Source organism: Klebsiella sp. 141198 (assembly GCF_050600785.1).
GTDB classification, from domain to species: Bacteria; Pseudomonadota; Gammaproteobacteria; order Enterobacterales; family Enterobacteriaceae; genus Klebsiella; species Klebsiella aerogenes.
Genome location: NZ_JAQIRM010000001.1, coordinates 136,756 through 150,775 on the forward strand (window position 1 = coordinate 136,756; position 14,020 = coordinate 150,775).

13 protein-coding genes are annotated in these 14,020 nt (G+C 53.9%); 7 read left to right on the forward strand and 6 right to left on the reverse strand.

Annotated elements, in window-relative coordinates; all coding sequences use genetic code 11:
* Positions 1–143: 143 nt before the first annotated feature.
* Positions 144–779, reverse strand: coding sequence for a TetR/AcrR family transcriptional regulator (locus tag PGR10_RS00675; protein ID WP_087857988.1), 636 nt, complete (start codon positions 777–779; stop codon positions 144–146).
* Entirely contained in the window at positions 776–895 is a 120-nt protein-coding gene (locus PGR10_RS00680) for a hypothetical protein (protein WP_161801890.1), read from the reverse strand. Before PGR10_RS00680 ends, PGR10_RS00675 begins: the two co-directional genes overlap by 4 nt.
* A gap of 133 nt (positions 896–1,028) precedes the next feature.
* Between PGR10_RS00680 and bhsA the strand changes: the two genes are divergently transcribed.
* Positions 1,029–1,286 carry a multiple stress resistance protein BhsA gene (bhsA, locus tag PGR10_RS00685; RefSeq protein WP_045375056.1) on the forward strand — a complete coding sequence of 86 codons (258 nt, stop codon included), beginning with the start codon at positions 1,029–1,031 and terminating at the stop codon, positions 1,284–1,286.
* A 230-nt stretch (positions 1,287–1,516) separates the two neighbouring features.
* Here the strand turns inward: bhsA and ldtC are convergent, their stop codons facing one another.
* Together ldtC and mfd are read right to left on the reverse strand one after the other, a co-directional pair.
* Positions 1,517–2,476, reverse strand: a complete 960-nt coding sequence (gene ldtC, locus PGR10_RS00690; protein WP_087857987.1) for a L,D-transpeptidase LdtC — start codon at positions 2,474–2,476, stop codon at positions 1,517–1,519.
* A gap of 165 nt (positions 2,477–2,641) precedes the next feature.
* The gene (gene mfd, locus PGR10_RS00695; RefSeq protein WP_430922754.1) at positions 2,642–6,088 is read right to left on the reverse strand and encodes a transcription-repair coupling factor; all 3,447 of its coding nucleotides are present in this window, start codon (positions 6,086–6,088) and stop codon (positions 2,642–2,644) included.
* Positions 6,089–6,426: 338 nt separating this feature from the next.
* Here mfd and lolC point away from each other — a divergent pair, with 338 nt between their 5' ends.
* The 6 genes from lolC (at position 6,427) to PGR10_RS00725 (ending at position 11,851) form a co-directional block, all read left to right on the forward strand.
* Positions 6,427–7,626, forward strand: coding sequence for a lipoprotein-releasing ABC transporter permease subunit LolC (gene lolC / locus PGR10_RS00700; RefSeq protein ID WP_087857985.1), 1,200 nt, complete (start codon positions 6,427–6,429; stop codon positions 7,624–7,626).
* Positions 7,619–8,320, forward strand: coding sequence for a lipoprotein-releasing ABC transporter ATP-binding protein LolD (gene lolD / locus PGR10_RS00705; protein ID WP_087857984.1), 702 nt, complete (start codon positions 7,619–7,621; stop codon positions 8,318–8,320). The genes lolC and lolD overlap by 8 nt, the downstream gene beginning before the upstream one ends.
* The gene (lolE, locus tag PGR10_RS00710) at positions 8,320–9,564 is read left to right on the forward strand and encodes a lipoprotein-releasing ABC transporter permease subunit LolE (protein ID WP_087857983.1); all 1,245 of its coding nucleotides are present in this window, start codon (positions 8,320–8,322) and stop codon (positions 9,562–9,564) included. The genes lolD and lolE overlap by 1 nt, the downstream gene beginning before the upstream one ends.
* Before the next feature lie 103 nt (positions 9,565–9,667).
* Complete coding sequence (gene nagK, locus PGR10_RS00715; protein WP_087857982.1) at positions 9,668–10,579, forward strand: N-acetylglucosamine kinase; 912 nt, start codon at positions 9,668–9,670, stop codon at positions 10,577–10,579.
* Positions 10,580–10,593: 14 nt separating this feature from the next.
* The gene (cobB, locus tag PGR10_RS00720) at positions 10,594–11,424 is read left to right on the forward strand and encodes a Sir2 family NAD+-dependent deacetylase (protein ID WP_430922755.1); all 831 of its coding nucleotides are present in this window, start codon (positions 10,594–10,596) and stop codon (positions 11,422–11,424) included.
* 91 nt (positions 11,425–11,515) lie between these two features.
* On the forward strand, positions 11,516–11,851 hold the full coding sequence (locus PGR10_RS00725) for a hypothetical protein (RefSeq protein WP_430922756.1): 336 nt from the start codon (positions 11,516–11,518) through the stop codon (positions 11,849–11,851).
* Positions 11,852–11,991: 140 nt separating this feature from the next.
* Here PGR10_RS00725 and PGR10_RS00730 read toward each other — a convergent pair whose 3' ends face one another.
* Both PGR10_RS00730 and PGR10_RS00735 read right to left on the reverse strand, forming a co-directional pair.
* On the reverse strand, positions 11,992–12,618 hold the full coding sequence (locus PGR10_RS00730) for a DUF6708 domain-containing protein (protein ID WP_430922757.1): 627 nt from the start codon (positions 12,616–12,618) through the stop codon (positions 11,992–11,994).
* A 261-nt stretch (positions 12,619–12,879) separates the two neighbouring features.
* Positions 12,880–13,755 carry a DUF6708 domain-containing protein gene (locus tag PGR10_RS00735; RefSeq protein ID WP_430922758.1) on the reverse strand — a complete coding sequence of 292 codons (876 nt, stop codon included), beginning with the start codon at positions 13,753–13,755 and terminating at the stop codon, positions 12,880–12,882.
* Positions 13,756–14,020 lie beyond the last annotated feature (265 nt).

The following is a 14,020-nucleotide window of genomic DNA, read 5'->3' on the forward strand; positions in this document are numbered from 1 at the left end:
GAAAGACAAATGCGAATTTTGCACATATTGATTATCGTTATCAATATCATTTACAACAAATCAACATAATGAAAATATTGAGAAAAGTAAGGGTATTCAGCAGAAGGGGAAAAAACCGGCGAGCGATGGTCGCCGGTAGGGGATTAAGGTTGCAGGATTTGCGGCCACAGGCGCAGCGTAGTGTCGCTTATTTGTTTCAGGGTAGCGAAATCAGCGCCTTCGCGCGCGCTGATTGACATTCCTTGCAGCACGCAGTTTAAAAACTGCGCCAGCTGCAAGACATTGCCCTGCGCAGGGAGCTCGCCGCGCTGCTGGCGTTGCTGTAAAAATTGCGTCAGCGTTTGTTCCTGCACCGCGTGGCGCGACTTAATGGTGTTGGCGATATCGGTTGACGAGGCGGCCAGCGCCGCGGAGGTGTTAATCATAAAACAGCCTGCTGGGGTATCTTTGCTGGTAAAGCAGGTGGCGACGGCGGTGAAATAGTCGCGCAGCGCCTGATCGACGGTTTTAGCGTCATCGAATAGCAGGGCTTCGTGTTTGGCGGCGAAGCGGGAAATGTAGCGATCCAGCACCGCGCGGAATAAGCCTTCTTTGTTCACGAACTCGGCGTACAGCGTCGGGGCTTTCGCACCGGTCGCTTCGACGAGATCGGCCAGCGAAGTTGCTTCATAGCCGTGCTGCCAGAAAAGTGTCATGGCCTTGTCCAGCGCCGCGTCCCTGTCGAACACTTTAGGTCGGCCACGGCTTTTTTTTGTGCAACTTTGAACGTCAGTTGTCATGATGCCGTTGTACCTATGTTGGGTTGTTGAACGGCCATTATAAAAATAAACGTGTCATGCTGCCAGCGGCAGAAGTCCAAAAATAAATAATTCATATATGTATGAAAATTAAGCATTTTATAAATAGTTAAATGATCGTTATAAAAATGAGTTGACCTGTGACGTGGATCACATTATCATTTACCTATCGATCGTTAAGTTAATTCTTACGACCCTACTATAAAAATCATCTGCATAGGTATAATAATCATGAAAAACGTCCAAAAACTGGCACTTGCCGCCGTACTGAGCTCACTCTCATTCGCAAGTTTCGCCGCTGTTGAGGTGCAATCCACCCCAGCAGGTCAACATAAAATCGGTACCGTTTCCGCATCCGCCGGCACCAATCTGGGTTCGCTTGAAGATCAGCTGGCGCAGAAAGCCGACGAGATGGGGGCGACCTCTTACCGTATTACTTCGGTAACCGGTCCTAACACCCTGCACGGTACCGCGGTTATCTATAAATAAATGTTGTAACCCCTGTCATGCCACTGACAAAACGCGTTCCTGACCCCCTTCAGCAGAACGCGTGTAGTAAGCAGTAAAAGTCGTTCCCTTTGTTATGCCACTCTCGCGACGCGGTCCACACCCCTTCATGGGACCGCGCCCCGCGAAACCTCGTCAGCGACGCTGACGATTGCCACAAAAAAACCCGCCGTGCCTGGCGGGTTTTTTACTTTCTGCAATTCGGAAATGCATTACAAGGCTTGCTCGGCGGAAACCTGATGGCGGGTCACATCGATCGGCATTCCTGAACGCAGCTCCATCGCGCTTTCCATCACCTGCTGATTGGTCTGCGGCGCCTGTTTAAAGTTCTTCATGCTGGCGTTCAGGACGATTGGCAGCGTCTGCGGATCGTCATTGATATGTTCGGACAGTGGCTGGTGGACTTCCACCAGACGGGTACCGTTTGGTTCTACCGAAACTTTGATTGGTTCGTTGATGATATTCACCCTGGTGCCCGGCGTGATTTTGTTATACAGCGACTTGATATCGGCATCGCGCAGGCGGATACAGCCTGAACTGACGCGCATCCCGATACCAAAATCGGCGTTGGTGCCGTGCAGCAGATAGACGCCGCCGTAGGCCGCGAGACGAATCGCGTGATGCCCCATCGGGTTATTCGGCCCGGCAGGGACTACGGCTGGCAAATCGATCCCCATCGCTTTATATCGTGCGCGGATGTTGGCGGTTGGTGTCCAGGTGGGGTTGGCGCGCTTATCGGAAACGGTAGTGACCATCGTCGGGGTCAGAGTATCGCCGCCAAGCTGGCCGATACCGATCGGATAAACGGTCACGCTATTCTGTCCCGGCGGATAGTAGTACAGGCGCAGCTCGGCGATATTGAGCACCAGACCTTCACGGGGGGCGTCAGGCAGCAGCGTCTGTAGCGGGATAGTCAGCACGCTCCCGGCGCGCGGCACATAAGGATCGACCCCTGGATTAGCCTGCAGCAGCGCGAGAAAACCGACGTTGTATTTTTTAGCAATCGCTTCCAGCGATCCGCCGTTATCCTGCACCACATGAAACTGATTCTGCCCGACCAGCCGGCTACCGCTCGGCGGTAGCGGCCAGGTATTGGCGCGGGCGGGAAGGGCCAGCGTCGCCGCGAGAGCGAATGCCGTAAGCCAGGTTGAAACACGCGAGATATTTATCATTACCATAATTCCACAATAAACAAACGGTTATTTTTATAAGATAATCAATGTCAATTATGGCGCGGGAGAGTGTTGGGAAATCCAGGTGGATTGCAAAATGTTTGTAAAGTTTGCTAACTGTGACAGGTAACGAAATGCGGTTCTGACAACCGCATCTCTTTTTTATCAAGCGGTGGCGTTTTCTGCCAGCTGACGCATAAACTGGTTTACCCATTCCATGCGCGTTTTACGCTCATCAAGCTCCTGGAAGAATTTGAGCCTTGTCGGCCCATCCAGCCGGTAATGCTGCGGCTGTTTCTGCAGTAGACCGATAAGCCAGACCGGGTTAACGTTATTTTTCTCATTAAACTCGATCACGCCGCCTTTTTCATTGCACTCCAGCTTGCGGATCCCCAGCTTTTGCGCCTGCTGGCGTAGGCGCGCGATATCCAGCAAATTACGCGCCGCATCCGGCAATGTGCCAAAGCGATCGATCAGCTCGACTTTGATTTCATCGAGATCGTGTTCATTTTTGGCGCTGGCGATACGCTTATAGAATGACAGGCGGGTGTTAACGTCGGGAATAAAGTCATCCGGCAGCAGCGCCGGCATGCGCAGCTCCACTTCCGTCTGCTGGCTGGTGAGATCTTCCAGCGACGGCTCGCGACCCTCTTTCAGGGCATCGACAGCGTTCTCCAGCAATTCCATATACAGTGAAAAGCCGATAGTTTCCATCTGCCCGCTCTGACCTTCTCCCAGCAGTTCGCCAGCGCCGCGGATTTCAAGATCGTGGGTCGCGAGGGCAAAGCCGGCGCCAAGGTCTTCTAACGACGCGATAGCTTCCAGGCGTTTCTGCGCGTCGGTGGTCATGGCTTTCGGATGCGGGGTGAGCAGCCAGGCGTAGGCCTGATGGTGCGAACGACCCACGCGGCCGCGCAGCTGGTGCAGCTGGGCAAGGCCGAAGTGATCGGCGCGCTCAATGATGATGGTATTGGCGGTCGGGATATCGATGCCGGTTTCAATGATTGTCGTGCAAACCAGCACATTAAAACGCTGGTGATGGAAATCGTTCATCACCCGTTCCAGTTCACGTTCGCGCATCTGGCCGTGACCGATGGCAATTCGCGCCTCCGGTACCAGTTCAGCCAGACGATCCGCCGCTTTCTGAATATTTTCAACATCGTTATACAGATAGTAGACCTGGCCGCCGCGCAGGACTTCACGCAGAATCGCCTCGCGAACCACCAGCGCGTCGTATTCGCGGACAAAGGTTTTTACCGCCAGACGGCGAGCTGGCGGGGTGGCGATAATGGACAGATCGCGCATTCCGCTCATCGCCATATTCAGCGTACGTGGGATCGGCGTGGCGGTCAGCGTCAGGATATCGACGTCCGCGCGCATCGCCTTGATACGTTCTTTATGACGCACCCCGAAGCGGTGTTCTTCATCGACGATAAGTAGACCCAGGTCGCGCAGCTTGACTTCATTTTGCAGCAGCTTATGGGTACCGATCAAAATATCGATTTTACCCTCAGCCGCCTGTTCGAGGATCTGCGCCTGCTCTTTAGCGCTGCGGAAACGCGATAGCATCTCAATGCGTACCGGCCAGTTGGCGAAGCGGTCGCGGAAGTTATCGTAGTGCTGCTGGGCGAGCAGGGTGGTCGGCACCAGCACGGCCACCTGTTTGTGGTTTTCGACGGCGAGGAAAGCGGCGCGCATCGCCACTTCGGTTTTCCCAAAGCCAACGTCGCCGCAGACCAGACGGTCCATCGCCAGCGGCTGGCACATGTCGCTGAGGACGGCGTTAATCGCCTGTGCCTGATCCGGCGTGGTTTCGAACGGGAAACCGTCGCAGAATAATTGATACTGCTCGCGGTCATGCTTAAAGGCGAAGCCTTCTTTGGCCGCGCGCTGGGCGTAAATATCCAGCAGTTCGGCGGCCACGTCGCGCACTTTCTCCGCCGCTTTTTGCCTTGCCCGCGCCCAGGCGTCGCCGCCGAGTTTATGCAGCGGCGCATTTTCTTCCGCGCCACCGGCGTAGCGGCTGATCAGATGTAGCGATGATACCGGCACATACAGTTTGGCGTCGTTGGCGTAGGTCAGCATCAGGTATTCGCCTTTGATGCCGCCCGCTTCGAGGGTGGTCATCCCGGCATAACGACCCACGCCGTGTTCAAGGTGCACCACCGGCTGGCCGATATGCAGTTCCGCCAGGTTGCGAATGAGCGTATCGGGGTTGATGGTACGGCGGGAATCCTGACGGCGGCGGGCGACGCGTTCGCCCAGCAGATCGCTTTCGCAAATCAGCGCAAGATTGGCCTGACTGTCGATAAATCCGTGCTCGGCGGCGCCGATCATCAGGAAGCGGCCATTTCCGGTGGCTTCCTGCAGGCGCAATATATGTTTTGGCGCAATTTTGATGCGCGCCAGCATTTCGCCCAGCGCCTCGCGGCGGCCTTCGCTTTCAACTGAGAAAATCACCGGGCCGCTGAAGGATTCAAGGAAGCGACGCAGATTGTCCAGCGGCGCTTTATTCTGCGCCTGGATCGCCAGCTCGGGCAGGGGTTGATAGCCGAGGTTAGTATTAGCGGCTTTCTCCGCCAGACGCTCGGTTTTTAACTGGATCCGCGGCCATTTTTTCAGCTCGCTAAAAAGCTCGTCGCTGCGCAGCCACAGTTGTTCCGGCGGTAGCAGCGGGCGCATCGGATCGACGCCGCGGTTTTCAAAGCGGGCGCGGGTTTCATTCTGGAAACGCTCGGCGCTGTGCTCCAGATCGCCGGTATTCACAATCAGCGTACTGGGCGGGAAATAGCTAAACAGCGGCGGCAGCGGTTCGTTGAAGAACAGCGGTTGCCAGTATTCGATCCCGGCGGGCAGGGTACCTTTGCTCACCTGCTGGTAGATATGTTCAGGATCGCGCTTCACGTCAAAACGATCGCGCCACTGGCTGCGGAACAACTCGATCGCAGCCTGGTCGGTCGGGAACTCATGCGCCGGCAGCAGATTGATGGCCTCGACTTCTTCCAGGGTACGCTGGCTATCAACATCGAATAACCGCAGGCTGTCTATTTCGTCATCAAAGAAATCAAGGCGATAGGGCTGCTCGCTACCCATCGGGAAAAGGTCGAGCAGCGCGCCGCGGGTCGCGTATTCGCCGTGTTCCATCACCTGATCGACATGGCGGTAACCGGCGCTATCTAACTGCGTGCGTAGTGCATCGCGCGACAGACGCTGCCCTTTTTTCATTACCAGCGCGTGACCGTGCAGATAATTATGCGGGCAGACCTTCTGCATCAGAGTGCTGACCGGAACGATAAGCACGCCGCGCTGCATGGTCGGCAACTGGTATAAAGTGGCAAGGCGCGAAGAGATAATATCCTGATGGGGCGAAAAGCTATCGTAAGGCAGGGTTTCCCAGTCAGCGAGGCTTATCACCATGCTATCGGTAAATTGCCTGATTTCATCATTCAGACGCAGGGCGTTTTGCATGTCGGGCGCCACCAGCACCACCGGGCCGTGATGGCGTTCGGCCATTTCGGCTACCAGCGTGGCGCAGGCGGCGCCGGTGAGTTCGCCAAGCTGGCGCTGATCGCCGGCTTTGACCGGCAGAGTATAGCGATATTGTTCAGGCATAACGGTTGTCAGGATCCCTTAGCGCCTATCCCATCAGGCGATTGTTTGTACTGTTTGGCCGCAGTCGGCCAACTCGCTCTACGATGTAGGGGCAAATTGCTGATATTCAATGTCTCTGATTATCCGCAATTGGTCCGATTTCGCCAACCCGAATGGCCTTCCGCGCCAGGTTTTCTACAGCGCGTGGCGATTGATAAATATATACACTCTAAATTAACTTACTGATTTAAAACTATTATTTTGTTATTTTGGCGAAAAAATCTACCGTATCAGCGATTTACGCGTTGGGCTATGCCATATATACTCGAACATCGGCTATCAGCAACCAGATGGATTACATGTACCAACCTGCCGCACTATTTATCGGCCTTCGCTACATGCGCGGGCGCGCAGCCGACCGCTTCGGCCGTTTCGTCTCCTGGCTTTCGACCATCGGCATTACGCTTGGCGTGATGGCGCTGGTGACCGTCCTGTCGGTGATGAACGGTTTTGAGCGCGAGCTGCAAAACAACATCCTGGGGCTGATGCCGCAGGCTATCATTAGCGCCCAACAGGGCTCTATCAACCCGCAAAAAATGCCGGAAAGCGCCGTTAAGCTGCAGGGCGTGACGCGCGTCGCGCCGCTCACCACCGGTGATGTGGTGCTGCAAAGCGCCCGCAGCGTCGCCGTCGGCGTAATGCTGGGCATCGACCCGGCGCAAAAAGATCCGCTGACGCCTTACCTCGTCAACGTCAAACAGAGCGATCTGCAGGCAGGTAAATATAACGTCATTCTCGGCGAACAGCTGGCGGGTCAGTTGGGGGTTAACCGCGGCGATCAAATTCGCGTCATGGTGCCTTCCGCCAGCCAGTTTACGCCGATGGGACGCGTGCCGAGCCAGCGTCTGTTTAACGTCATCGGCACCTTCGCCGCCAACAGCGAAGTTGACGGCTATCAAATGCTGACCAATATCGATGATGCCTCTCGACTGATGCGCTATCCGCTGGGCAATATTACCGGCTGGCGATTGTGGCTTAGCCAGCCGCTGCAGGTTGACACCCTCAGCCAGCAGACGCTGCCGGAAGGTACCAAATGGCAGGATTGGCGCGAGCGTAAAGGCGAGCTGTTCCAGGCCGTGCGGATGGAAAAAAATATGATGGGGCTGCTGCTGAGCCTGATCGTCGCCGTCGCCGCTTTTAACATTATTACCTCGCTTGGCATGATGGTGATGGAGAAGCAGGGCGAGGTGGCTATTCTGCAGACCCAGGGGCTGACGCCGCGGCAGATCATGGCCGTCTTTATGGTACAGGGCGCCAGCGCCGGGATCGTAGGCGCGCTGCTTGGCGCGCTGCTCGGCGTGCTGTTGGCCAGCCAGCTTAATAATTTAATGCCGATTATCGGCGCGTTTTTGGACGGTGCGGCCCTGCCGGTGGCGATTGAACCGCTGCAGGTGATTATTATCGCTCTGGTGGCGATGGCGCTGGCCCTGCTGTCTACGTTGTATCCTTCCTGGCGCGCTGCCGCCACCCAACCCGCTGAGGCTTTACGTTATGAATAAGATCCTGCTGCAATGCGACAACCTGTGCAAACGCTATCAGGAAGGCAACGTGCAAACCGATGTGCTGCACGATGTCAGCTTCAGCATTCAAGAGGGTGAAATGATGGCGATTGTCGGCTCTTCAGGCTCCGGCAAAAGTACGCTACTGCACCTGCTTGGCGGGCTGGATACGCCGACCTCCGGCGATGTTATTTTCTCCGGTCAGCCGATGAGCTCGCTCTCCGCCGCGGCTCGCGCCGATCTGCGTAACCGCGAGCTCGGGTTTATCTATCAGTTCCACCATCTGCTGCCGGATTTTACCGCGCTGGAAAACGTGGCGATGCCGCTGCTGATTGGTAAGAAAAAAGCGGCGGATATCGAACGCCAGGCGAAAGCGATGTTGCAGGCGGTCGGTCTGGAGCACCGTAGCCACCATCGTCCGTCGGAGCTTTCCGGCGGTGAGCGCCAGCGCGTGGCGATTGCTCGCGCGCTGGTGAACAAACCGCGGCTGGTACTGGCGGATGAACCGACCGGCAACCTCGACGCCCGCAATGCCGACAGCATTTTTGAGCTGCTGGGCGAGCTTAACGTGTCGCAGCGTACCGCTTTCCTGGTGGTGACCCATGACTTGCAGCTGGCGAAACGAATGAACCGCCAGCTGGAGATGCGCGATGGCCGCCTGACGGCTGACCTGACCCTGATGGGGGCCCAGTAATGGCTTCACCGTTATCGTTACTGATTGCGCTGCGTTTTAGCCGCGGCAGACGCCGCGGCGGTATGGTCTCGCTGATTTCCGTCATCTCTACTATTGGCATCGCATTAGGCGTGGCGGTACTGATCGTCGGCCTGAGCGCGATGAATGGTTTCGAGCGCGAGCTCAACAACCGCATTCTGGCGGTGGTGCCGCACGGTGAAATCGAGCCGGTTAACCAGCCGTGGAATAACTGGAACGAAGCGCTGACGAAGGTTGAAAAAGTGAAAGGCATCGTCGCCGCTGCGCCTTATATCAACTTTACCGGGTTGGTGGAGAGCGGCAGCAATATGCGCGCCATTCAGGTCAAGGGCGTCGATCCGCAGCAGGAGAGCCGCCTGAGTTCATTACCAAACTTTGTGCAGAACAATGCCTGGGCTAGTTTTAAGGCCGGCGAGCAGCAGGTGATTCTGGGTAAAGGCGTCGCCGATGCGCTGCACGTGAAGCAGGGCGATTGGGTGTCTATCATGATCCCCAATTCAGATTCCGAGCACCAGCTGTTGCAGCCGAAACGCGTCAGGCTACACGTGAGCGGCATTCTGCAACTGAGCGGCCAACTGGACCATAGCTTCGCGATGATCCCGATGGCGGACGCCCAGCAGTATCTGGATATGGGCAGCAGCGTGACCGGCATCGCCATTAAAGTCACCGACGTCTTCCACGCCAATACGCTGGTACGCGACGCCGGCGAGGTAACCAATAGCTACGTCTATATCAAGAGCTGGATCGGCACCTACGGCTATATGTATCGTGATATTCAAATGATCCGCGCCATTATGTATCTCGCCATGGTACTGGTGATTGGCGTCGCCTGTTTTAACATTGTCTCGACGCTGGTGATGGCGGTGAAAGATAAAAGCGGCGATATTGCAGTGCTGCGCACGCTTGGCGCGAAAGACGGCTTAATCCGCGCGATTTTCGTATGGTATGGTTTATTGGCCGGTTCGGTCGGGAGCCTGATCGGGGTGGTTATCGGCGTGGTAGCCGCGCTGAAGCTGACATCGATTATCAACGGTATCGAAGCGTTGATCGGGCATAAATTCCTTTCCGGCGACATCTATTTTATTGACTTCCTGCCGTCTGAATTGCACTGGCTGGATGTCGTTTATGTGCTGGTGACAGCACTGTTGCTGAGTTTGCTGGCCAGCTGGTATCCCGCCCGCCGCGCCAGTCGTATTGACCCGGCGAGGGTGCTGAGTGGCCAGTAATTTATCGTCGTGGCCCTTCAACGCTGCATCTATTAAGCCAATTCTGTGACAGCAGAGGCCGCCCAAAGGATGTGGGGTTGGGGCTAATAAGAGGAATGGCTAAATGTATTACGGATTTGACATTGGCGGCAGCAAGATAGCGTTGGGGGTGTTTGATAACGCCCGGCAACTTCAGTGGGAAAAACGCGTTGCCACTCCAACGGAAAGCTATGAGGCTTTCCTGCAGGCGATTGAAGCGCTGGTTCGCGAAGCCGATCGGCGCTTTGGCGTGGAGGGCGCGGTCGGTATCGGTATCCCCGGCATGCCGGAAACCGCGGACGGCAAGCTGTATGCCGCCAACGTACCCGCCGCCAGCGGCCACCCGCTGCGCGTTGATCTCAGCGCGCGCCTGGGGCGCGAAGTACGTCTTGATAATGACGCTAACTGCTTTGCGTTATCTGAAGCGTGGGATGATGAATTTACCCAATATCCGCTGGTGATGGGATTAATCCTCGGCACCGGCGTCGGCGGCGGGATCGTGCTTAACGGCAAATCGATTACCGGTCACAGCTACATCACCGGCGAGTTCGGCCATATTCGTCTACCGGTGGATGCCCTGGAAGTGGTGGGGCGCGATTTTCCGCTGACCCGCTGCGGCTGCGGCCAGCTCGGCTGCATTGAGAACTATCTTTCCGGCCGCGGATTCGCCTGGCTGTATCAGCATTTTTATCACCAATCCTTAACTTCGCCGCAGATCGTCGATCTGTGGCTGCAGGGTGATGCGCAGGCGCGGGAGCACGTCGAGCGTTATCTCGATCTACTGGCCGTTTGTCTGGGCAATATCCTCACCATTGTCGATCCGGATCTGCTGGTGTTGGGTGGCGGATTATCTAATTTTACTGCTATAACCGAAGGGCTGGCGCAGCGCCTGCCGCGTCATTTGCTTCCGGTCGCCCGGGTGCCGCGCATTGAGCGCGCGCGTCATGGCGACGCCGGAGGTATGCGCGGTGCGGCCTTCCTTCATTTGACTCATTAATTACAGGGGTAGCTATGCTGTCGCGCCGCTTACATCGCTTAAGCCGTTTCCGCCGTAAAAAACGCCAGTTACGCGATCGCTTACGGCAACGTGTCTTCTTCGGCGAAGACAAAACGCCGCCGCAGGCAATAGATAAACCGCGGGTGGTGGTGTTAACCGGCGCCGGTATTTCGGCAGAGTCGGGGATTAAAACCTTCCGCGCCGCCGACGGCCTGTGGGAAGAACACCGGGTGGAGGACGTGGCGACACCGGAAGGTTTTGCCCGCGACCCGGCGCTGGTGCAGGCGTTTTATAACGCCCGCCGCCGCCAGTTGCAGAGCGCAGAAATCGCGCCTAATGCCGCGCATCTGGCGCTGGCGAAGCTGGAAGAGGCGCTTGGCGATCGTTTTCTGCTGGTGACGCAGAACATCGATAATCTGCACGAGCGCGCGGGTAACCGCCGGGTTATCCATATGCATGGCGAGCTGCTGAAAGTACGCTGTTCGTGGAGCGGGCAGGTGCTGGAATGGACCAGCGACGTGACGGCGGATGATAAATGCCACTGCTGCCAGTTCCCGGCGGCGCTGCGCCCGCACGTGGTATGGTTTGGCGAGATGCCGCTGGGCATGGATGAGATCTACAGCGGGCTGGCTGAGGCCGATATCTTTATCGCTATCGGAACCTCCGGTCACGTCTATCCGGCGGCGGGGTTCGTCCATGAAGCTCGTTTGCACGGCGCGCATACCGTCGAGCTTAACCTTGAACCAAGCCAGGTCGGCAGCGAATTCGCTGAGAAACATTACGGGCTGGCAAGCGAAGTGGTGCCCGAGTTCATAGATAAGCTGCTGCAGGAAAACTCGCTATAAACTGAAGCAGCCTGCCAGGTAGCATGGGCACAGCCCATTGCTTCCGGCAGCGCTGTTGACAAGGATGAAACGTCATGACAGGAGTCAGACTATGCATAATCCGCTGGTTATCGAAGCGATCATGTTGATCGCGGCCATTGTCGTCGGCGTATGGAGCCAGAGAGCTTTACCTATATACGCCGATAGTCGGCCGATTCTCTTTATACTGTGCTTGTTCATCAGTATCGGCAGCTCATTGGGCCTGCTGCTCGATGGCTTAGCCCTGCTCCTCACCGGCCAGGTAGCAACAGGTATTGTACGGATATATGGCCCCCTGCTGCTGCTGGTGGTGCTGTGGAAACCCATTAATGCGGTCTTCGGTATCATTGAAGATTTTTTGCAGCGCAGAGAAGCCAGGGGGAAATCCCGGCGGCGAAAGCGAAATTAGAAACGTCTTAACGGTCGGAAGTTTCCGACCGCGATGAGTTATTGCTTAAAAAAATTGATTACCTGTCTGCCTGAATATTATGGACAAATTTTAATGCTCGCAAGAATAGGTCTGTAAGCCACTCTGGCTACTTCTAACATTTAACTATCCAACGTCGATTCCGTCTGCGCGGAGTCAGACCACGGGGTGTCGGGTTTTATTCGTAACACCACATACGTTATTAATGCATCAGGTATCATTATTGGCAGCATGAAAAGAGCCAGAATCCAGAAGAAAGGGTTCCGGAAAGGAATAATAGTTGACCATTTATCATTTATATCAGCACGCAGGAAACCCCGACTAACTAATAACATGCAATATTTAAATGAGTGTTGAGGCTCTGGTGGTAAAATATGGACAGGCGTCATCATGCCGCGCATGTAGTTTTCACACCATGCCCATGATTTCGCATAGCTAAAGAGAAAATCTTCGTTTTCAATGGTAAAACGTGAAAATAGCGAAGCACTATGATCGGCGCTAATAACAAATTTTCTTTGGTAACCGCTGGGTTCAGTAACACGCCACTCATACCACGTACAACCGCAGCTTTTCCCGGATCCGGTCTTAAAGTTAGCGACTATCTCTTTCCAGTCATAAGTCAGCGTTTCGATAGGCCATCTGGCAAAGATGTTATAGGAAGTATTATGATGTTGAATATACACCCGCTGTTGCTTGCGATTCAGTCTGATGATTAAGCTTTTAGGCTGTGTTATGGCCACGCGTAGCACATATATACTGTAGTATCATATAAAAATAACGAATAGTATGGCGTAAAAGATTTCATCGGAATGGGTTAGTAGAGGCCCCACCAGAAAAAGAGAGTAAATAGTTCCAATTATTAAAAATAACCATATGGTTACGCCGGTTCCATTTCCTCGGAGGATGTTTCTATTAATATCACAGTAAGTGTCATTCACGAATACCACACCAAAAAGCGGTGGCGATTTAATTTTTATTTTATTTGACATTATTGTTTTCTCCTGGTTTTGTCAGTGTTCAGTTGTGGATTCTAACTCGGTGATTTCTGACAATGGAGTGGCGGGAAGTCTTCGCAGAATACTGCGCAGCGCCAGCGCATCGATTAATATAATTGGCACAAAAAGAAATGATATCAACCAAAAGAATGGATTACGGATAGGGAAAATGGTGGTCCAGCGATCGCTATCATCGACGCGTGATAACAATCTATTGCTCAGCGTCGTTACGCAGTATTTAAAGGTGGCGCGAGGTGGTGTCAAAAGAGTAACGGGAGAATTTATACCATTCATATAATCGTTACACCATTGCCAGGACTCGGCATAGCTAATAATCGTATCCTCAATGCTAATGAAGTAACGTGATGCGTAAAAAAATAAAGGTATATTATCATCGCTGATGATAATTTTGACCTTTGGGCTGTCAGGTGGATTAATATGCCAGGCATACCACGTCCGTGAACTTGCCGAACCGGAACCGTTTCTGAAACTGGGGCGAATAACGTCACTCCAGTCGAAAACTAGCGTTTCAACGGGCCATTTAGCAAAAATATTATGGTTATGGCGATGCTTCTGGATATATATTTTCTGCTGGCGGCGATTTAGCCGAATTATCATATCCTTGGGCTTGCTAATGAAAAGGCGTAGTGCATGTATTGCGCTATATAACAACAGGATAAGTATTGGCACAACAAATATAAGCTCCTGAAGGTAACCAACCAAAGGCACGATAATAAAAAGGCCTAACAGAGAAACAAAAACTAAGGCAAAAGGTAAGGTGACGCCTAACCACTCACTTCGTGGTAAATTTCTACTGATATCACAGTAAATATCATTAACTTCCGTAACGCCGAAGAGTGGCGGGGCTTTAATTTTTATGTTGTTTTTCATTCCATGTCCTTATGTAATGTCGAGGTTAATCCTTTAGATATTCATTTCGGTTATGCTTGGCATGCTAAATAATGACGATTATCTCTTTCAGCGTTACCTTGTTTTATTTATGCAGATTAGCGCCACCCGTAAAGCAGCAAGAACGATGTAGAATAACGACAGCGCGAGTGAGAAGCAATATATATAGCTATTGAATAAATTCGGGCGGAATGAATAACCCACAGCACTTTATTTGTATATGCTTATTAGCGGATAATTGGTAGTG